The 20527-nt window shown below is 29.8% G+C and carries 16 protein-coding genes and 1 tRNA gene; 4 read left to right on the top strand and 13 right to left on the bottom strand.

Translation table 11 applies throughout. From position 1 onward, the window contains the following. Window positions 1–9: 9 nt before the first annotated feature. Genes MHL31_RS12405 through MHL31_RS12370 form a run of 8 tightly spaced genes read right to left on the bottom strand, consistent with a single transcriptional unit; the run spans window position 10 to window position 9026 of the window. On the bottom strand, window positions 10–1605 hold the full coding sequence (locus tag MHL31_RS12405; protein WP_240226268.1) for an SLC13 family permease: 1596 nt from the start codon (window positions 1603–1605) through the stop codon (window positions 10–12). Window positions 1606–1644: 39 nt separating this feature from the next. Continuing rightward, window positions 1645–2118, bottom strand: a complete 474-nt coding sequence (locus MHL31_RS12400) for a CYTH domain-containing protein (protein ID WP_240226267.1) — start codon at window positions 2116–2118, stop codon at window positions 1645–1647. A 12-nt stretch (window positions 2119–2130) separates the two neighbouring features. Beyond that, the gene (locus MHL31_RS12395; protein ID WP_240226266.1) at window positions 2131–2772 is read right to left on the bottom strand and encodes a hypothetical protein; all 642 of its coding nucleotides are present in this window, start codon (window positions 2770–2772) and stop codon (window positions 2131–2133) included. Window positions 2773–2799: 27 nt separating this feature from the next. Continuing rightward, entirely contained in the window at window positions 2800–3555 is a 756-nt protein-coding gene (locus MHL31_RS12390) for an SdiA-regulated domain-containing protein (RefSeq protein WP_240226265.1), read from the bottom strand. A gap of 45 nt (window positions 3556–3600) precedes the next feature. Continuing rightward, complete coding sequence (locus MHL31_RS12385; RefSeq protein ID WP_240226264.1) at window positions 3601–5199, bottom strand: lamin tail domain-containing protein; 1599 nt, start codon at window positions 5197–5199, stop codon at window positions 3601–3603. A gap of 24 nt (window positions 5200–5223) precedes the next feature. Further along, window positions 5224–6579 carry an OprO/OprP family phosphate-selective porin gene (locus tag MHL31_RS12380; protein ID WP_240226263.1) on the bottom strand — a complete coding sequence of 452 codons (1356 nt, stop codon included), beginning with the start codon at window positions 6577–6579 and terminating at the stop codon, window positions 5224–5226. Window positions 6580–6612: 33 nt separating this feature from the next. After that, window positions 6613–8361 (bottom strand): inorganic phosphate transporter, encoded by a 1749-nt coding sequence (locus MHL31_RS12375; RefSeq protein WP_240226262.1) that lies wholly within the window; start codon window positions 8359–8361, stop codon window positions 6613–6615. 14 nt (window positions 8362–8375) lie between these two features. Continuing rightward, window positions 8376–9026 (bottom strand): DUF47 domain-containing protein, encoded by a 651-nt coding sequence (locus tag MHL31_RS12370; protein WP_240226261.1) that lies wholly within the window; start codon window positions 9024–9026, stop codon window positions 8376–8378. 608 nt (window positions 9027–9634) lie between these two features. Between MHL31_RS12370 and MHL31_RS12365 the strand changes: the two genes are divergently transcribed. Beyond that, on the top strand, window positions 9635–10042 hold the full coding sequence (locus MHL31_RS12365; protein WP_240226260.1) for an META domain-containing protein: 408 nt from the start codon (window positions 9635–9637) through the stop codon (window positions 10040–10042). Here MHL31_RS12365 and MHL31_RS12360 read toward each other — a convergent pair whose 3' ends face one another. Further along, the gene (locus MHL31_RS12360) at window positions 10043–10447 is read right to left on the bottom strand and encodes a hypothetical protein (protein ID WP_240226259.1); all 405 of its coding nucleotides are present in this window, start codon (window positions 10445–10447) and stop codon (window positions 10043–10045) included. A 58-nt stretch (window positions 10448–10505) separates the two neighbouring features. Next, window positions 10506–10579: transfer RNA gene (locus tag MHL31_RS12355), tRNA-Asn, on the bottom strand. Window positions 10580–10910: 331 nt separating this feature from the next. Between MHL31_RS12355 and MHL31_RS12350 the strand changes: the two genes are divergently transcribed. The 3 genes from MHL31_RS12350 to MHL31_RS12340 all read left to right on the top strand — a co-directional run bounded on the left by MHL31_RS12350 (window position 10911) and on the right by MHL31_RS12340 (window position 17811). Beyond that, the gene (locus tag MHL31_RS12350) at window positions 10911–13640 is read left to right on the top strand and encodes a 2-oxoglutarate dehydrogenase E1 component (RefSeq protein ID WP_240226258.1); all 2730 of its coding nucleotides are present in this window, start codon (window positions 10911–10913) and stop codon (window positions 13638–13640) included. Window positions 13641–13675: 35 nt separating this feature from the next. Beyond that, a complete protein-coding gene (gene odhB / locus MHL31_RS12345) occupies window positions 13676–14884 on the top strand; it encodes a 2-oxoglutarate dehydrogenase complex dihydrolipoyllysine-residue succinyltransferase (RefSeq protein WP_240226257.1) in 1209 nt (402 codons plus the stop codon). 551 nt (window positions 14885–15435) lie between these two features. Further along, complete coding sequence (locus MHL31_RS12340) at window positions 15436–17811, top strand: TonB-dependent receptor (RefSeq protein ID WP_240226256.1); 2376 nt, start codon at window positions 15436–15438, stop codon at window positions 17809–17811. 84 nt (window positions 17812–17895) lie between these two features. On the opposite strand, the gene MHL31_RS12335 is transcribed toward MHL31_RS12340, so the two are convergent. From MHL31_RS12335 to MHL31_RS12325, 3 genes are read right to left on the bottom strand one after another with little or no spacing between them, the layout of a single operon-like run. Continuing rightward, window positions 17896–18960, bottom strand: coding sequence for a hypothetical protein (locus tag MHL31_RS12335; protein ID WP_240226255.1), 1065 nt, complete (start codon window positions 18958–18960; stop codon window positions 17896–17898). A gap of 31 nt (window positions 18961–18991) precedes the next feature. Next, window positions 18992–19744, bottom strand: coding sequence for a hypothetical protein (locus MHL31_RS12330; protein WP_240226254.1), 753 nt, complete (start codon window positions 19742–19744; stop codon window positions 18992–18994). After that, the gene (locus MHL31_RS12325; RefSeq protein ID WP_240226253.1) at window positions 19731–20294 is read right to left on the bottom strand and encodes an RNA polymerase sigma factor; all 564 of its coding nucleotides are present in this window, start codon (window positions 20292–20294) and stop codon (window positions 19731–19733) included. The genes MHL31_RS12330 and MHL31_RS12325 overlap by 14 nt, the downstream gene beginning before the upstream one ends. Window positions 20295–20527: the final 233 nt, after the last annotated feature.

Raw genomic sequence — 20527 nt, 5'->3', positions numbered from 1 at the left:
CTTAATAATCTAAAATAAACCATTTGGTGTAATACCTAACCATTTAAAATAGGTCATTGCCATTACAATTGACATAATCCAAGCAATAACTTGCATCGTAAATCCAAATTTAAATCCATCGGACATACTGTAATGATTTGTAGAGTATGACAGTAACGCTGGTTTACTATTAAATGGCAAAGTATATACATGTTCTATTAACATTGCTACTGGAAATGCCAAACTCATAATTGAAAAATTAAAACGTGTTGCAATACCAATAGCTATCGGAATAAAAATCATTGCTCGCATGGTTTTAGACTGCATAAATAACGCACTAAAAATCATTGCAGCAGTTAATACAACATATAAAACCCAAAATGGAGTTTCTGCTCCAAAACCTAAAGCATCAAACGATGCATTTACAGATATTGAAGGAAGATCTGTTACCTTAAAACCTGCACCTAAAGTATAAGCACCGGCAGAGAATAATAATAAATGCCAAGGAATATCTACATCGTTCCACTTTACAATACCAATTTTAGGCATTAAAGCAATAATTGCACCAACAAAAGCTACTGCAGTAGGACTAACACCGTGCCATTTATCTGTAACCCATAAAGCCAAAATACTTACAAAGATTATAATTGATTTAATTTCTGTAAACGAAATTTTACCAAGATCTTTTAAGTCTTTTTTAAGGCTTTCCATTCCTCCAGGAATACTTGGCGCACGATCTTCTTTTTTTATTGGAAAAATAATTTTAATACCAATTATCCATCCTATTAGCATTAAAGCCATTGCAACTGGAAAAGAAGCAATCATCCATTCCGAGAAAAAGATATCACTTCCAACGGCACCTGCTATTAACGAAGCTGCTAACAAATTAGCCCCAGAACCCGTTAAAAACGAACTTGCTCCCATATTATTTTGAAATAAATTTTGAAGCAACACATTACGTCCTACATTATTTTTTTTGCCATTTGAAGCTCCATAAATTGCAGCAACTACCATAAAAACTGGTAATAAAATAGCTGTTTTTGCAGTAGTTGCTGAAATAAATAAAGACAACACAACATTAATAACCATAAAACTTAAAATAACAGAAGAAGCACTTTTCCCAAATTTAATTATAAACCAAAGAGCAAATCTTTTAGCCACTCCGGTTGCCACTAACATGCTTGCCAAAACAAATGACATAATGTTTAACCACATTACTTTATGACCTAATTGCGCATAAGCCACTTGTTCTGGTAATACTTGTGTTAACACCAAAGCTATAATTAAAATCAAAGAGGTTAAATAATTAGGAATTGCTTCTGTAATCCATAAAATTAAGGAAGATACAAAGATTGCTAGCATTGCTTTATTAGAAAAAATAAACTTTTCTAACCCAATATTTTCTAGATTATTATGAGCGCTTTCACTTAAGTTTGCGACATCTAAATTATCTAAAAATGGTATTTTTAAAACAAATAAAATGAGTACAAAAGAAATAATTGCCAAAGGTCCTCCTATCCGCATTAAAAACTGTTCAAATTTAGATTTTTCACGTTTAGGAAGTTTCTCCATTCGATAGTTTTTCATATCTAATACATCAAACCCATTTTGTAATAGTGCACTCATTTATTTATTTTTTAAATTATAATTTCAATTATTTTTAAACTATTTCCAATCCTTATAAGGATTTTTCATTAACATAGAATTGTAATATTTTACCTGTCCTGTTACTTCTTCACCCAACCAACTTGGCTTAACAAAGTCTTCTTCTTCTGAAGAAAGTTCTACCTCAGCAACTGTTAATCCTTCATTTTCACCATAAAACTCATCAACTTCAAACGTATGCTCTCCAGATTTTACATTAAAACGTGTTTTATCTATTACACCTGGTTCACTAATTTTTAGCAAATCTGTAGCGTCTTTAACAGAAATTTCTTTTTCCCATTCAAACCTAGAGGCTCCAGATTTATTTCCAATACCCTTAACTGTAATAAAACCTTTATCTCCTTTAATTCTAATACGAACAGTACGTTCTGGAACTGTTGATAAAAACCCTTGAACTATTTTTGTTTGATTAAAAGAAGCTTCTTTAAAATCATCGTTTTTTACTAAAAACTTTCTTTCTATTTCTTGTGCCATTTTATTATATTTTTAATTTGCTAATGGTTTATTAATCCAACCTATTACACGTTTTATTGCTTGTAAATAATTGATGTTTTCTGCACCTTCTAGTTTACAATCTACAATTGTTTTTTTAATATCATCTAACTCTGTAGATTCAGAATTAATAGTTACTACTTTTGCTCCGTTAATTAATACATTTCCTACTTCACATAAAGTATTATTTACCATATACCCAAAGCGTTGTTTGTGTACTCGAACTCCTTGTAAATCTGGATTAGCATCAATCATTTCTAAAAATTCTTCTAGAGTATACGTTTCTTTAGTTAATGCTGGCATTGCAACTTGAAATGCTGGAAAAACATCGTTTTCTAATACTTGTTTTGAAATTGGAAATTCACCTTTCATTAATGGATTCCATTGCTCTAAACCATCAACACTTTGTACAAATGTTTTAATATCCATTTTACCATCGCGTATTTTGGTATTATTAATATCGTTGGTTTTAGATAAAATATATATTTCTTCTGAAGTTCTTTCCCAAACTTTTTCTGGAATTGGCACTGATAAACGTGCCATATATTTTGATTCTAGGTCAAAGTTTTGACCAAAAGTTCTAAACTCAAAACGTGGTTTTGAGATTTCGCCTACTTTCATTGCTGGTTTTGTCATAATTATATTTTTAATTTCAATATTTTTTTATTCAATTGGTTTTTTAAAATTATATAGTGTAGAATTTGAATCACTCACTACATAAATATTACTATTAGTTACTGCTATTCCTTCTGCTTTAATAACATCTATTTTATAACTTTTAATTAGAACTCCTTTTAAACTGCATTTATTTATTGTTTTACTTTCATCGCTTAAAATCCACAATATGTTTAATTCTTTATCATGAAATATTCCCGAATAATCTGAAGCAAAATCTAAATTATAAGATTCAATAATTGAAAAATCAGTTCTTAAACGCATCAATATTCCTGGATTTTTTTCATTAATAGCAAAAAATGTATTGTCATTTAAATTATAGGCAATTCCTTCAAGACCACTGTTGGACTCGTTATTACCATAAATCACATTATTTTTTTTATAATTTTTTAGAATTAAATCGTATTCAACAATTTGTTTAGCTCTTTCTTCAACTAGTACTACTTTACTAGCTGAAACTACTGAAATTCCTTCAATATCTTCTCCGTTATACGGGTACTCTTTTAACACTGTTCCGTCGGTAGATAACTGGTAAATATTATTTGTATTATCACTAACTGTATATAAAGTTGTACCTGATGTATTAATTGCCAAACCTGATGCTTCTGATACATTTATTTTAGTACTTGAAATAAGTTCGAGATCATTATTTATTTCTTCAACATTAGAATCGCTCTTATTACAAGCTAAAAGTAAGGCCATAAAAGCCATGGTAAAACACAATATTTTACTTAAACGCATCATTTTAAAAGTACCAGCTTGTATAAATTTACAAGCTGGTTTTATTAATTATTGAACTGTATAAACATTCCAAAGTGTTGGATCATCTTTAAAATCGTCTGACTCATCAACAGTTCCTCCGCCTGGTGTATCATCTAGAGACATTGCTCCTGTATTTGAATAGTAGTATTCTGCAGTATCTGTAGATATACGTACATAGAATGACACTTTAGCTCCTGTTTCGCTTAAAGATAATTCATCTCCATCTGTAACAACATCTTTTAAATTAATAGTTACACCTGTTTGTGTAAATGTAGCATCATCTTCTCCAGAAACTTTATTTGCTTTAATATATTCTGGTTCATCACCTACAGCAAAATAAACTCTGGCTTCTGTAATTTCTTCAGAGCTAGTATATGCTAATACAAGGTTAATATCTGATCCTGGAGTTGGATTTGTTGGAAATGTTAAACTTGTTAAAGGTCCTTCTGTAGATGTAATTGTAGTATCTACAACATCATTATATGTTATGGCTTCAACAGTATAACTAGGCCAAGTTGTACCTAAATCGTGATTAAAATCTCCACCATCTTCTTCCATTGGGTAATACGTTTTTGTACCATCTACATATTCAACTCTAATATAATAGTGAACTTCACCTTCTATATTAAGAGCAGGAACTACAGCTTCCCAGCTATCACCATTTTGAGTCATTACAATTTTAGTCTTATCATCAAAACCATTGTCTTCATCTTGTTGTTCACCAGGTAATAAATAATACAATCTTAATTCATCAACTTGCTCTGGATATAATGGTGTAGCAGTAAAAGTAACATTACCTCTATTACCATCTATTTCGCCTTCAAAATTTAACTCACTTAAACCACCAACAACTAAAAATTCTGCAGGTTCGTTAGTTCCATTACTTGGGTAATACGATTTTAAACCAGTATTATCTGTTGCAACAACATAATATTGTACAAGCTCACCAACATTTGCTTTAGGTACAGAAGTTTTGTACTCACCATCTACCAATGCCATATCTAAAGATTGTACACTTTCACCAATAATAAGAACTAATTTTACTGAAGAAATACCATCGGCATCTGATGCACTAACAGCATAAACATCTGTATACTCAGTAATGGAACTAGCATCTAAAAAAGGTGCTGTATTTGCAACAGACCCATTAGAAGAATTTGGAGTTGGAGAACTAATTTTCCATTCACCTGCACCATCAATTTCTCTTGCCCAAGTTAAGCCAACATTACTACTCATATCTGGTGTAACCGTATGATCTACAATTGTTCCATCAGGCTCAAATAAACCTACATCTTCTCCTCCAGAACTAATAGACTCTCCAGATTCGTCAGCATCAACAAGGTAAAAACCACCTGCTGATATAATTGTTCCAGAAGGTATTTCATAACCACCTACTGTTGCTTTATCATTTAAAAAGTAACCTGAGATATCCATATCTGTGGTACCACTATTGTAAACTTCAATCCAATCTGGAGCATCATTTACATCTTTCGACATAATTTCATTTAATTTCAGCACACTACCTTCTACAATAGGCTCATCTTTTGTCATCATCTCATCTTCTACACAACCTATAGTAGCAGATAACATAATAATACTTAGAACTATATATTTTAAATTTTTCATTGTTTTATTTTTTAGATATAATTATTAAAAATTAACTTCAAGTCTTAAAGAAACCTGACCATAATCATCACCTGCTTCTCCTTCGGATTCTGTTACTAAAGACCAATCTTTAGTTGGGTTTCCAGAAGCATCTGTACCTACATATAATTTCCCTTTTCCATTTGCAAAACGGTCATGGTTATGATACACATAATTTAGAGCAACTTTTACATTAGGATTAACATAGTAATTTAAACCTGCTGAATACCCTTCAGCTGATCCTCCATAAATTGAAGCATCAAAATCGTTTAAATCAATAAAATCGTAACGTAAAGCTAATTCAATATCTCCTTTATCAGAACCTGGTGTAATTCTTGTAAATTCACCTTCTTTAGTATTGTAATTATGTTTACCACCTAATAATAAATAGGCTGCTTGTGCATAATAACCTTTAAAAGAAGCATCAATACCATCAATCATATTAACATTATGTTCTTTATATTCTCCTTGGAACATAACTCCTTTATATTTTCCTGCTAATTCAAACGTATAACCAAAAACATTATCTACTCCTGAAATATCATCAGTATCTAAGAATTTTTTTCTATTTACTACTGAATGAGAACGTGTACTAAGTCTATAAGCACCACCTTCCCAATATGTTTTTGGAGTTCTATGTGTAGCCGCAACACCTATATGTAGTAACTTTTCATTGTCATTAATAGGAGCCCAAACAGCTCTACCAGTTAAAGAATATCCTTCATCTACACCATCATCTTTATTGGCATCTTTTGTTATAGTAACTTCTTCAGCATCACCAACAGTATTAAAGTGAACACCTGCAACAAATAAAAACTTATTTGCATAAATATTTGTTTGAAAACCTAAATGACGAGAAGGGTCGAATGTTGAAGCTAAAGATCGCTCCATAAATAATAAATATCTAGAAGTTGTAGTAGTTTCCATACCATAACCTTCTTTAAAATGACCAGCTTTAATATCCCATTTTCTAGAATCTGCGGTATATTTTAGATAAGCATCTTTAATTTCTGTTCCAGAACTTTCAAAATCTAAATCTATTTCTCCATACCAATTTTTCCAAAATTCGGCTTTTAAAGCAAAACGCATTCTACGTATTGTAATACCATTACCTAGCTCGTTTAACGCATCATTAGAAAACATATACGCATCTAATTGAGCTCTGTTATCCATCCACATTTTATAATTACCATCTTCTGAAAACCACTTGATAAAACCATCTTGCGCCTCAGTATGTAGAGGAATTGCCTCTACTTCTTGTCCGTATTGGTTAATACGAATATTATCCTTTTTTTCTTGGGCATTTAACCCTATTCCAAATAGAATTAATGCTACAACTAATGTACTAACTTTACTTTTCATTATTTTATGGTTTAGTTTAAATTCATATTATATTTATAGTTTACTGATTATTTCCGATAAATTATTTTCGCGTTTTAAATGCATTTTTTTCCGTAACCTATGTCTGTTTACCTCAACACTTTTTGTTGAAATATTTAAAATTGAAGCCATATCTTTTGAACTTAAATTTAAGCGAACTAAAGCACATAAATGCTGTTCGTTCTCAGTTAAGTTCGGATATCTATTTAACAATCTGAAATAAAAATCTCTATTTAATTCGTTGATATAAATATTAAAACGCTGACGTTCTTTATCAATACTAAGATTTTCAACAATTAGTTTTTTTAAGTTCGAAAGCTCTTCTTGATTGGTGTCTGATTTATTTATTATTGCATCAATTTTAGTTCGTAACTTTTCTAGAAACCGATTCTTTTGAATAATACTTAAAGCAATATTCATTTGCTCTTTTCTTTTAAATTCAATTTCTTTTTCAAGCTCTGCATTTTCTGAATTTACCTTAGTTAATTCTGTCTTTAAAAAGGCTTCTTGTGTTTTATACTTTCTAACTATATCTGTTGATTGCTCATCTTTAGAATGTAATTTGTCGCTTGTTAATTTTAATGCTAAAACAATTATTACAGCTATTAATATTATAATTATGGTATATAACAAAGGTTGAAACAAGTTAATATTTAAAGCAGTTTCAGCTGAAGTTGGTAAATTATTAAGATTAGTAGTTGCAGATTTTAAAGCTGTATTTGTGCCATTAAACACTTGTAATTTAAAGACATTGTCCATAAAAAACAAAGATACAAATGAAACAAAACCAGCAATTATTGGTGTGGTAATCCACCCTAATGAAATTCTACCCAATACATTAAATTTAATTCCTCTACCACCTTTTAACAAGCCAACACCCATAATTGCACCAACAATAGCTTGCGAACTTGAAACTGGCACCAAAGGTATTCCTGGTAAGCCAATACTTTGTATGGCATTTGATAAAGAAGAGGATGAAAAAATAAATAAAACCATAGCATGTGCTAACACAATTACCAAAGCAGCTTCTGCGGATAATTTCATTAAATCACTACCCACAGTCATCATTACTTTTTTAGAATAAGTTACTATACCTACTGCAATAGAAATACCACCTACTAAAAATAATAACTGAATACCATCTAAGGCAAAAAATCCAAAGTCTAAATAAATATCGGGTACAGAAGGTATAAATACCCCAACAACATTTGCTACATTATTTGCTCCCAAACTATAAGCACCAAAAGCACCTATTATTAAAAGTGCATATTTTAAATAAGCATCTAATTTTATGAGATGAATTTGACTTCTTTCAAGAAAGAATTTCAACAATAAATACAATAAAATTGCAAAAATAGCACCCAAAATTGGCCCTGCTACCCAAGTACTAACAATTTTACCTAAAACAGTAATATCTGTTGTATTCCCTGAATAAAAATTCCAACCAATAATTGCACCAATAATTGCTTGTGACGTAGATATAGGTAATTTTAAACGAGTCATCCAAAAAACTGTAACACCTGCACAAAGAGCAACAGTAAAAGCACCACCTATAGCATTTACAGATCCTAATTTACCAAGTGTATCCGATGCACCAGCTCCCTGTAATACAGCTCCTAAAATAACGAAGATAGAAGCAATAATAACAGCTACACTAAATTTCACCATTTTAGATCCTACTGCAGAGCCAAATATATTAGCTGCATCGTTGGCTCCTAAAGACCAACCTAAAAATAAACCACTTGATAAAAAGAATAAAAACATAGGATGTTGTTTTATTACATTTTTATTTTTATAACTAATGAAGAAAGCAGTTTAGCAACTACTTTTGATGCTTCGGCAACCTGTTCTACATGTAATGTGAAATAACGTAAATGTATTTTTTCACTTAACTTTAAAAAAGGCATGTCTTTAAACAATGTTCTTTTTATTTTGGTTGCTAACTTTTCAGTTTCACGTTCGTAAAAAATTACTTTTTGTAACTTATCTTTTACTAAATTAGGAGCCGTAAAAAAAACTCTTGCTGCTGGTATTACATTTTCAGCAGACTTTACAGATAAAGAAACCAACCTTGAGAAATCATTTTTTATATCTTCTGGAAAATATGGATCTTCTACATCAAACTGACTTAAATTATCTTTTATCTTATCTATAATGTCATCTGTTTTTTCTAATAGACTTAAAATATCACTCGAATAATTAGGCATTAAAGAATGTACATAAAAATCATTTTCAATCTTTCTAATTATTGCATCAGCAGATTCTTCCTGTTTATTAACTTTATCTAAATTGTTTTCAAACTCAGAAAGATTCCCTTCTAAATAATTATTGATACCTTCTTTAAAGTTTAATATCCCTAACTCAACAGTATCAAAATATTCATCAATATTTAGAATAACATTTTTGGAAGTTTTAAATATTCTAATCATAATTCAAAATCTTTACACCAAAGTTAAATATACATTCAAGTATTAAAAGTGACATATGTCACTTATTAAAGTTCACTTTAAAAAATGTAGGTTATTTAAAATTTTATACTACTGAAAATAAACAGATTAAAACACTTATGTAGTGTTTATAATAAATTATAACAGCCTAGTGTAGTGTTTTTTTATGGTTTTATTATTTTTTATATATGAAAATACCCTACAGATTTAAGATCAAAATTAAAAGAAATAACTCCCAAAAAAACCCTAACAGACAATGATTACATAAAATTAACACTTTAAAAAAAGAAGTTCTTAACCACATTTTACAGTTTAATAATAAAAATAAACTAAAAAATTGATATTAAGAAACTTAAGAGATGTTTTTAAGTTTGAAGTTTAAATAGCAGTTTTAAAAAATATTTTGCATTTCATTATTAACAATATGTTAAGTTACCATCAACTTTAATCTACTTAGCCTCTACTTAATAAACTTGGCACACTTTTAGCATAAAAAAAAATTAAAGTTTTAAAAACCAAATATGAATACAAAAAACATAATACTCTCATTAATCACACTAGTTATAATAAGTTGCAACACAACAAAAACAGTGAATACAGAAACTAAAGGTAGCTCAGACATAAAACAAGAAATTACAAATAACAATCCGATTACCGAAAAATATTGGAAATTAAAAACTTTATCTGGAAAGGATATTAAAATGGATGAAAAACAAGAAAGAGAAATCTATTTTACTTTAAAGTCTGATGAAAATAGAGTTGTTGGATTTGCTGGATGCAATAACTTTAGTGGAACTTTTACAATAGAAGAAGGAAATCGTATTCGTTTTAAACAAATATTTTCAACACTAAAAGCTTGTCCAGACCTGAACATCAACGAATCTGAATTTTTAAAAATATTTAATCTTGTAGATAACTACACCATAAATGGAGACACCTTAAATTTAAATATTGGAAAGCGTGCACCTTTAGCCGTTTTTGAAGCTGTCTACTTTTAACTACATGCCAAAAAGTTGAATAATCTGATTTTTAGTAAAAAATGCACTTCTACCAAATGTATTATTGTTTAAATTATTTTGGTATACATAGAGCATATATTCACCATTTAATTTTTTAAAATTAAATTTCACAATAGTATCATTATTTGTTTGTATAATAACTTGATGCCCTTTATTTCTATTAAAACCATTTATTAGTATAGAATAAATAGTTTCTTTATTAGGAAAGTTAAATGATTTTTCGTGAGTAGAAGTTACAGATTTTACATCTGAATAAACCAACGAAAACAGATTGTCAATTTTTAGAAGTTTTACAAAATGAGTACCAACTTTCACATTCCCAATCTCTTGACAAAATATTACTGAATAAAACAACAGAAAAGGAATTAAAAATTTTAATCTCATAAAGTATATTTCATTAAAAAGCACAAAAAAACCTGCAGAATCTGCAGGTTTAATTTTGCTCCCCCTCTTGGGCTCGAACCAAGGACCCTCTGATTAACAGTCAGATGCTCTAACCAACTGAGCTAAGGAGGAATGCAATTTGCTTTTGCGAGTGCAAATATACAAGCTTTTCTTATTTTTGCAATGTTTTTTTAAAAAAATTTCACTTTTTTTTTACTTATTTTTTTTCACATTTATAAATACTTGTAAATTAGAATTTTGTAGAATCAAAAAAATGTATTTTTTTAGAACATTTTTGTTATTTATAATAAAAAAAGTTGTTAAAAATACACTTTTATAACCTAATTACTTTTTTTTTGTCATTTATACAATAATTCATAAAATACCCTAATTAAAATGGTAGTTTTAGTAAAAGTTGTATTTTTGTCAAGATAAATAAAACAATAGACTACTAACATAAAACATGGATAAATTTTCATTTTTAAATGCTGTACATACAGAATTTATAGCCGATTTATACGATCAGTATCTAATTAACCCAGACAGTGTAGAAACAAGCTGGAGAAGTTTTTTTCAAGGATATGATTTTGCAAATGAGAACTACTCAGTAACAGATGCTGAAGTTCAAATTCCAGAAAATGTATTTAAAGAATTTAAAGTAATTGATTTAATTAACGGATATAGAACACGTGGACACTTTTTTACAAAAACAAATCCAGTTCGTGCACGCAGGCAATATACACCTACTTTAGATATCGAAAATTTCGGTCTTTCCGAAAACGATTTAGATACGGTTTTTGATGCCGGTGGCATGATTGGGTCAGGTAAAAATACGCTTCGTAATATTATAAAACACCTTCAAAACATTTATTGCGATTCTATTGGTGTAGAATATATGTATATTCGAAATCCAAAAGAAATAAAATGGCTTCAAAAACAATTAAACAAAAACTCTAATCACCCTAATTACTCTGTTGAATCTAAAAAGTACATTCTTCAAAAATTAAATCAAGCTGTAACTTTTGAAAACTTTTTACAAACTAAATACGTTGGGCAAAAACGATTTTCTTTAGAAGGTGGTGAAACTTTAATACCAGCATTAGGGTCTGTTATTAGAAATGCTGCAGAAATTTATGATGCAGACGAATTTGTTTTGGGTATGGCTCATAGAGGGCGTTTAAATACACTTGCCAATATTTTTAGAAAACCTATTCGCGATATTTTTAGTGAATTTGAAGGAAAAGATTTTGAAGATGAAACCATTGATGGAGATGTTAAATACCATTTAGGATTAACAATTAACAAAACCTTAAAAAACAATAAGGAACTAAAAATGAATTTAGTTCCAAACCCTTCACATTTAGAAACTGTTGGGCCAATAGTAGAAGGTATTACACGTGCAAAAATAGACAAAACATATAACGGAAATAATTCCAAAATATTACCAATTATCGTTCACGGTGATGCTGCAATAGCTGGACAAGGCTTGGTATATGAAGTAACACAAATGAGCAAACTGCCTGGATATACTACAGGTGGAACAATTCATATTGTTATAAACAACCAAATTGGGTTTACTACTAACTATCTAGATGGTAGATCTAGTACTTACTGTACAGACATTGCCAAAGTTACCTTATCACCCGTTTTACACGTAAATGCAGATGATGTTGAAGCCGTTGTACACGCAGTTGAAATGGCTTTAGATTTTAGAATGAAATTTAAGCGCGATATTTTTATAGACCTATTAGGTTATAGAAAATATGGCCATAATGAAGGTGACGAACCTAGATTTACACAACCAAAATTATACAAAGCAATTGCTAAACATAAAAATCCTAGAGATATTTATGCTGAAAAATTAATTTCAGAAGGCGTTATCGATTCGCAATATTTAAACAATACAATTGCTGATTTTAAAAACTTATTAGAAAAAGAATACCAACTATCTAAACAAGCTGAAACCTCTAAAGTTAGAGAGTTTATGAAAGATACTTGGAAAGATTTTGAAAGACATAGATTAGATGCTATGTTAATTTCTGAAACTACAGATTATCCAAAATCAAAATTACAAGAAATTTCAAAAACAGTTTCTACAGTTCCTGAAGGTGTAAAATTTTTAAGAAAAGCTGAACGTATTCTTAGAGATAGAAATAAAATGGTTTTTGAAACCGATAAAATTGATTGGGGAATGGGAGAAACCTTAGCCTACGGAAGTTTACTTCAAGAAGGTTTTGACGTTCGTATATCGGGTCAAGATGTTGAACGTGGTACTTTTAGCCACAGACACGCAATTATACGAGATGAAATTTCTGAAGAAAGAATAAACCTATTAAATACTGTTAAAGGCAATAAAGGGCAAATGTATATTTACAACTCTTTATTATCTGAATACGGTGTTCTTGGGTTTGATTATGGTTATGCAATGGCAAATCCAAATACATTAACTATTTGGGAAGCGCAATTTGGAGATTTTAGTAACGGTGCACAAATTATTTTCGACCAATACTTATCTGCTGCAGAAGATAAGTGGAAACTTCAAAATGGTATTGTAGTTCTACTCCCTCACGGTTACGAAGGACAAGGGTCTGAGCATTCATCTGCACGTATGGAACGTTATTTACAATTATGTGCAATAGATAATATGATTGTTGCAGACTGTACAACACCAGCTAACTTTTACCATTTACTACGCCGTCAAATGATTCGTAAATACAGAAAACCTCTTATTGTATTTACACCAAAAAGTTTATTGCGTCATCCATTAGTTACATCAACTTTAGATGAATTTGCAAATGGTAATTTTGAAGAAGTAATAGATGATACTATTGCTCCAGAAAATGTAACTAAATTAGTATTTTGTACAGGTAAATTTTATTATGATTTACTTGCTGAAAGAACAAGTTTAGAAAGAAACGATATTGCTTTTGTAAGAATTGAGCAACTTTTCCCGCTTCATCTAGATAAATTACAACAAATTATTGATAAATATCCAAATGTAAAAAATTATGTTTGGGCACAAGAAGAACCTGAAAACATGGGTGCTTGGAGTTATATGTTACAACGTTTTAGATTAGTACCTTTAGAAGTAGCTTCACAGCCATTTTATGCTGTTCCTGCAGCAGGTTCATCTGCACGTTTTAAAAGAAGACATAAAAGAATATTAGACAAAGTATTTCAAACTAACGAATAAAAAAATCGTCATAAAAAGACAAAAAATTAACAACAATGGTTTTAGAAATGAAAGTTCCCTCTCCGGGAGAATCAATCACAGAAGTAGAAATTGCAACGTGGCTTGTAGAAGATGGTGATTATGTTGAAAAAGATCAACCAATTGCTGAAGTAGATTCAGACAAAGCAACTCTAGAATTACCTGCAGAAGAAAGCGGAATTATAACTTTAAAAGCTGAAGAAGGTGATGCTGTAGAAGTTGGAGCAGTTGTTTGCTTAATAGATATGGATGCTAAAAAACCCGAAGGTACATCAACCGAAACAAACACTACAGTTGAAGTTGAAAGTCCAAAAACAGAAGCACAACCTAAAGAAGAAAAAACAACTTACGCTAGTGGTGCAGCTTCTCCAGCCGCAAAAAAAGTATTGGCTGAAAAAGGAATTGCTGCTTCAGAAATAAAAGGAACTGGTAAAGATGGTAGAATTACAAAAGATGATGCTGTAAAAGCTGTTCCAAGCATGGGAACTCCAACTGGAGGCGCTCGTGGTTCAGAAAAAAGCAAACTTTCTATGTTACGTAGAAAAGTTGCACAACGTTTAGTTGCTGTTAAAAACGAAACTGCTATGCTTACTACTTTTAACGAAGTAGATATGAAACCTATTTTTGATTTACGTAAAGAGTTTAAAGAAGATTTTAAAGCTAAACACGGTGTAAGTTTAGGTTTTATGAGTTTCTTTACATTAGCAGTTGTAAGAGCTCTAAAAATATATCCAGATGTAAACTCTATGTTAGATGGCGATTATAAAATCTCACACGATTTTCAAGATATTTCTATTGCTGTTTCTGGACCAAAAGGATTGATGGTTCCTGTTATTAGAAATGCTGAAAATTTAAGCTTTAGAGGTGTTGAGAGTGAAGTAAAACGCTTAGCAATAAGAGCTAGAGATGGACAAATTACGGTTGATGAAATGACTGGAGGTACTTTTACCATTACAAATGGGGGTGTGTTCGGTTCTATGCTTTCTACACCAATTATCAACCCACCACAAAGTGGAATTTTAGGAATGCACAATATTGTAGAACGCCCAATTGCTGTAAATGGCGAAGTGGTAATAAGACCAATTATGTATGTAGCACTTTCTTACGATCATAGAATTATTGATGGAAAAGAATCTGTTGGTTTCTTAGTAGCTGTTAAAGAAGCACTTGAAAATCCTACTGAACTATTGATGGATAACAATCCTAAAAAAGCATTGGAATTATAAAAAATAATACCTTACTAAATTAAAAGCCGAACTATACGTTCGGCTTTTTTTATGATAAATGTCATCCTTATTTAAATTTGTTCTAAATAAGCTTGTTTCTTATTTAGAATGGTTCTAATTTTGTGCCTCAAACCAAGATATAGAATGAAATTCTTTAGAAATAAATTTATTTTAAAGTTCTTAAGCTTACTAAGCATAAGCATTCTATTATTAAATATTGCTAACAAAAGTGTTTACTTACATTCACATAAACTAGCAAATGGTGAAATAGTAACACACGCCCACCCTTTTGATCAGCAACAAGACCATGACCCTTTAAAATCTCATAAACACACCAAGCTAGAGTATTTATTATTAAGTGCGATAAACATATTTAACTTAACTATTATTGCATTTACTTTATTAGCTTTAAAATCGATAATCTCTACAAAGTATTATTTTCCAAAAACGTTAATAAAACAATTATATTTTCATTATAAACAAAACAAATCTCCCCCTATTTTAAATAGTATTTAAACAATAAACATCAAATCAACTATTTAAAATATTTAATGAAAAAAATTATACTTATTCTAATAAGCATAGTGTTTATTAGTCAAACTATATTTGCACAAGACAGTAACAAAAGTGCAAGTATTACAGGGAAAACTACAAGTAATGGTGGAGAAATTCCATATGTTTCTATCTTTTTAAAAGGTACAACAATTGGAACCTCTACAGACGAAAATGCAGAATTTAATATTACAAACTTAAAGCCTGGATTATACACTATCCAAATACAAGCTATAGGTTTTAAACCTTTTGAGCAAAATATTGAATTACAAAACAATGAAAACAAACATATAAATATAGAGTTAGAAACCGATATTTTAGGTTTAGAAGAAGTTATTGTTACAGGTAATAGATCTAGAATAATTCGAAAAAAAGCTTCAAATATAGTTAACATAATTAACAGCGAAATTTTTGAATCTACCCAATCCGTAACATTAAGTGAAGGACTTAATTTTTGTTCTGGGTTAAGAATGGAAAACGATTGTCAAAACTGCGGTTTTAGTCAGGTTAGAATGAATGGTTTAGAAGGCCCATATTCTCAAATATTAATTAATAGCAGACCAATATTTAGCGGATTAGCTGGTGTATATGGCTTAGAACTTATTCCTTCAAATATGATCGAAAAAGTTGAGATTATACGCGGAGGAGGATCTGCGTTATATGGAGGTAATGCTGTTGCTGGAACCATAAATATATTGTTAAAAGACCCAACACAAAATTCTTTTGAGGTTGGTGTAAACAATTCTTTTATAGGTGTTGGATTAGAAGATTCTGATGCTACTGCAACAGATTATTCTTTAAATTTTAATGCAACAGTTGTTGGTAAAAATCAACAAAGTGGTGTAGCTTTTTATGGCTTTAACAGAAACAGAAAACCTTTTGATGCTAATGGAGATTCGTTTTCAGAAATTGCACTGCTTAAAAATACTACATTAGGTTCTAGAATGTTTCACAAACTAGGAACTAGAGCTAAGCTTTCTTTAGATTTTTTCCATATAAATGAAGAAAGAAGAGGTGGTAACAAATTTAATTATCCAAACCACGAAGCTGATATTTCTGAAGCTGTAGAACATAATTTAACAACTACTGCAGTAACATTCGAACAATATTATAGAGAAAATGACTTATTATCTGTTTTTGCAGCAGTTCAAAAAATAAATCGTGATTCTTACTATGGAGCAGAACAATCTTTAAGCGACTATGGTACTACTAAAGATGCAACAATAAACGCTGGTGTTCAGTACAATGCAAAATTTAAAACATCTGATTTAATTGTTGGAATTGAAGATACTTACGCTACATTAAAGGATAGCAAACTTGGATATTTAGACATTGAAAATGCTGTAATTATTGGAGATGAAATTGTTTCAATTCCACATACCAATAACACAATTATTTCCAATCAAGAAATGAATACTTTAGGTATATTCTCTCAATATGATATTAAAATTGATAAATTAAAACTTTCTGTAGGCGCACGTTTAGATAATTATTCAGTGGAAGACAAAGAAAGTAATGCTAGTAAAAAAACAGGAAATGTATTTAGTCCACGCGTTAATTTCTTATACGACATACAATCTGATTTTCAAGCACGTGTAAGTTATTCTGGAGGTTACAGAGCTCCTCAAATTTTTGATGAGGATTTACATATTGAATCATCTGGATCTAGAAAAGTAATTCATGTAAACGATGCAAATTTAAAACAAGAAACTAGCGATAGTTTTATGGCTTCTTTAGATTATAGTAAATCTTTTGGAACTTCAAGTTTTGGAATTTTAGTAGAAGGTTTTCACACCAAGTTAAACAATCCTTTTACCAATGAATATTCTGAACCAGATGCAGATGGCGTGGTAACTTATACAAGAATAAATGCTACAGATGGTGCTTTTGTACAAGGAATTAATTTAGAATTAAATTATGTGCCAAGTACTAATTTAAAACTTAACGCTGGATTTACTTTTCAAAAAAGCAAGTACGAAGAAGCTCAAGAGTTTGATGAAAAAAACTTTTTTAGAACTCCAGAAAATTATGGATTTTTTACAATTGATTGGGAAGCATCAGATAGTTGGTGTATTATTGGAACAGGAACCTATACTGGTAAAATGTTAGTTCCTTATTTCGGTACAACAATTTCTAATCCAGATGAAGGAGAACTTAGAACCTCTGAAACTTTTTTTGATGCAGGTTTAAAAATTACTAAAACATTAAAAATAGCACATAATAACTTAGAAATTTCAGGTGGAATTAAAAATATATTTAATTCATATCAAGAAGATTTTGATACAGGTGTAGATAGAGATCCTGCTTACATCTACGGTCCAATGACACCTAGAACAATATATTTTGGTTTAAAATTTGGAAATATTTTAAACTAACCCTTTTATACATTTAGATAATAGCCAATCTAACTTTATAATTGAACCCGAGTTTATATAAGCTCGGGTTCTTTATTTATATAATTAATCCATATCAAATCTAACACCTAAAGAAATATTATTTTGTTCAATTAGTTGGTCTTTAAAAATTGGAGATAAATCGTATTTTGCATACACTGCTACATTTCCAAAAGCCACATAAGAACTTAAACCATATACCAAATTACTTGCATTATAATCTTGTTTTAATTTGTCTTTAACTTTATCACCATCTACCGAGTATTTTAATTTTTGACGTGTTCCAATATTAAATCCAGCATAAGCTCCAATTCCAAATTTAAACTGATCGTAAGTAGTATATCTAAAATAATTATCACTCACACTTTTTTTAGATGGGCCAAATTCAAAATGAATAGGCAATACAAGATTAGTTATAGTTAATTTAGATTTTTTTAAATCATAAGGAAAAACTTCAAGAGAAGTTTCATCTCCATTTTCAACAAAATAGTTATTATCCGTAGGTTTAAAGCCGTTGAACTGCAACGAAAAACCATATTTAAGACGCATAAAATTTGATTTTTTAAACACCCTTGTTTTCCAAGCCCAACCAAGTTCAAAAAAACGTGAACCACCGAACTTATAAGGAGAGTCATCTATTTTTTCATCTTCTATAATGGCATTATTAAAACCAACAGCAATTACTATTTCACTATAAGTTCTTCTATCGTATCTTCTAGGTTTGTTATTTCCTGTTGTTTTTACGCCTATAACTGTTCCATTATTTCCTCCAATACTAATCCCTGCTACAGATATCTCCCCTTCATTGTCGTTATAACCATCTTGATTGCGTTCTAAAAGTGCAATTTTATTGTTTATAATAGCGGTTCTATTTTCAATATTTAAAGCACGTTTTTTTGCAGCCTCTTTTTTTAATAAAGTTGCTTTTTCTTCTGAAATTTCACCATTATTAAAGCGTTTCATAATATTTTCAACTTCACTCTTTAAAAAATCACGCTCTTCAATAGTTATTTTTTCTTTTAATTCTTTTAATGTATTAATTCTAAAACTGTTACTGTTTTCTTGGGCTTGTATAAACTGTAAACTTAAACCTATTAAAATAAGTGTTATATATTTTGTTATATTTTGCATGGTGTGTTTTTTAATTTTGACATTCGATTTACTAATCATTTCGTTGCGCAATCATTGTTTTTAGATTCTCATAATTTAACCTTAAAGTTTCTAAAAACTTCACTCTAGTAGACCTATCTATATCCGCTTCAACGTCTTGAAGTAGTTTATAAGCATCTACTATTTCGGTGTTTTCTTTATATAATTTTTCAAATTCTATTGCTAATTGAGCTTCTTTTAAAAGCTTGTCAATATCACTGTCAGTTACTGTTGAAGAAAACGTTTTATTTTTAATTTTTAACGCTTCAATTTCACTAATTAGCTCTTCAATCTTTTCGTCTTCAGCAGTAGTAACTACAGCAATTTCATCTGTATTTTGAAGTTTCATTTTATTGGTATCAACAAAAATTTCATTTTGCTGTACACGAGACTTAGATTTTTTTTCTTTTGAAGTAGCAACCTCTATGGTTTCAGAATTCTTAAGAGTATTATTTTGTAAAGTATCTATTGTATTTAAATTATTTTCTAAAACAACAGCAGAAGGCACCTCTTCTTTTTCTATAATTGGACTATCAACAATTACAGGTGTAACAGTATCAACATCTTTTTTTATGAAGATTGAAACCATAAACAATACACCAATTATACTTGCCGCAATACCTAAAAAATACCAAACTTTTGTTTCTTTTTTTTGATTTTTAGAATCTAGCGAATCAGCTAATTTATCCCAAGAATTTGCTGCTGGTTTTATAGTTCGTTTTTCAAGCTTATTTTTTATATCTTCTTCGAATTTATAAGGTTCCATTGCTTGTTGTATTTAGTTTAATAATTTTTTTCTGAAGGATTTTTCGCGCTTTATACAATTGCGATTTTGATGTACCTTCTGTAATATTTAATAATGTTGCAATTTCGTGATGCTTATACCCTTCAATAGCATACATTACAAATACAATTCTATAACCATCTGGTAGTGCATCTATTAAATATTGAATTTCTTCAACATTCATATCTGAATACACCGTATTAATTGACGTTTCTTTAAATTCATCCTCTTGAGTTGCAAATTCTATATGTTGCTTTTTTCTTAAAAATGAAATTGATTCTCGTATCATAATACGCCGAATCCAACCTTCAAAACTACCATTATGTTCAAATTTATTTAAATTGGTAAATACTTTTAAAAACCCATTTAACATAGCCTCCTCAGCATTTTGGACATCTTTAATATAATACCTGCAAACACTTAGCATTTTTGGAGCATGTAAATTATATAGCCGTTGCTGTGCTTCTCGGTTATTTTGAATCGCTTTTTTAATAAGCTTTTCTTCGTTTTTAAATAATTGAACAATTTTCACAATCTACAATGACTTTTTACATATTTAATATTACAACATACTATAGTTAAATTGGTGTTCTATTTATAAAGACGCAATTTGTATATAAAAGGTTGCCTAGGATGCACTTTTTTTTAAAAAATAAACTTACCGAATAAATTTAACTACATAAAACTAATGAAAACCAATTAGTTACACCTTTATTGTTTTAAATAAAATGTACAGTAACTTAAACCCATTTGTTAAAGAAGGGC

Source organism: Lutibacter sp. A80 (assembly GCF_022429645.1).
Taxonomy (GTDB): Bacteria; Bacteroidota; Bacteroidia; order Flavobacteriales; family Flavobacteriaceae; genus Lutibacter.
Note: the sequence above shows the minus strand (reverse complement) of the source record. Positions and strands in the feature narration are given on the sequence as shown.

Excerpts from the sequence above, each read along its gene's own strand:
- MHL31_RS12405 (WP_240226268.1), bottom strand. The coding sequence starts at position 1,605 with ATGAGTGCACTATTACAAAATGGGTTTGATGTATTAGATATGAAAAAC.
- MHL31_RS12400 (WP_240226267.1), bottom strand. The coding sequence starts at position 2,118 with ATGGCACAAGAAATAGAAAGAAAGTTTTTAGTAAAAAACGATGATTTT.
- MHL31_RS12395 (WP_240226266.1), bottom strand. The coding sequence starts at position 2,772 with ATGACAAAACCAGCAATGAAAGTAGGCGAAATCTCAAAACCACGTTTT.
- MHL31_RS12390 (WP_240226265.1), bottom strand. The coding sequence starts at position 3,555 with ATGATGCGTTTAAGTAAAATATTGTGTTTTACCATGGCTTTTATGGCC.
- MHL31_RS12385 (WP_240226264.1), bottom strand. The coding sequence starts at position 5,199 with ATGAAAAATTTAAAATATATAGTTCTAAGTATTATTATGTTATCTGCT.
- MHL31_RS12380 (WP_240226263.1), bottom strand. The coding sequence starts at position 6,579 with ATGAAAAGTAAAGTTAGTACATTAGTTGTAGCATTAATTCTATTTGGA.
- MHL31_RS12375 (WP_240226262.1), bottom strand. The coding sequence starts at position 8,361 with ATGTTTTTATTCTTTTTATCAAGTGGTTTATTTTTAGGTTGGTCTTTA.
- MHL31_RS12370 (WP_240226261.1), bottom strand. The coding sequence starts at position 9,026 with ATGATTAGAATATTTAAAACTTCCAAAAATGTTATTCTAAATATTGAT.
- MHL31_RS12360 (WP_240226259.1), bottom strand. The coding sequence starts at position 10,447 with ATGAGATTAAAATTTTTAATTCCTTTTCTGTTGTTTTATTCAGTAATA.
- MHL31_RS12350 (WP_240226258.1), top strand. The coding sequence starts at position 10,911 with ATGGATAAATTTTCATTTTTAAATGCTGTACATACAGAATTTATAGCC.
- odhB (WP_240226257.1), top strand. The coding sequence starts at position 13,676 with ATGGTTTTAGAAATGAAAGTTCCCTCTCCGGGAGAATCAATCACAGAA.
- MHL31_RS12340 (WP_240226256.1), top strand. The coding sequence starts at position 15,436 with ATGAAAAAAATTATACTTATTCTAATAAGCATAGTGTTTATTAGTCAA.
- MHL31_RS12335 (WP_240226255.1), bottom strand. The coding sequence starts at position 18,960 with ATGCAAAATATAACAAAATATATAACACTTATTTTAATAGGTTTAAGT.
- MHL31_RS12330 (WP_240226254.1), bottom strand. The coding sequence starts at position 19,744 with ATGGAACCTTATAAATTCGAAGAAGATATAAAAAATAAGCTTGAAAAA.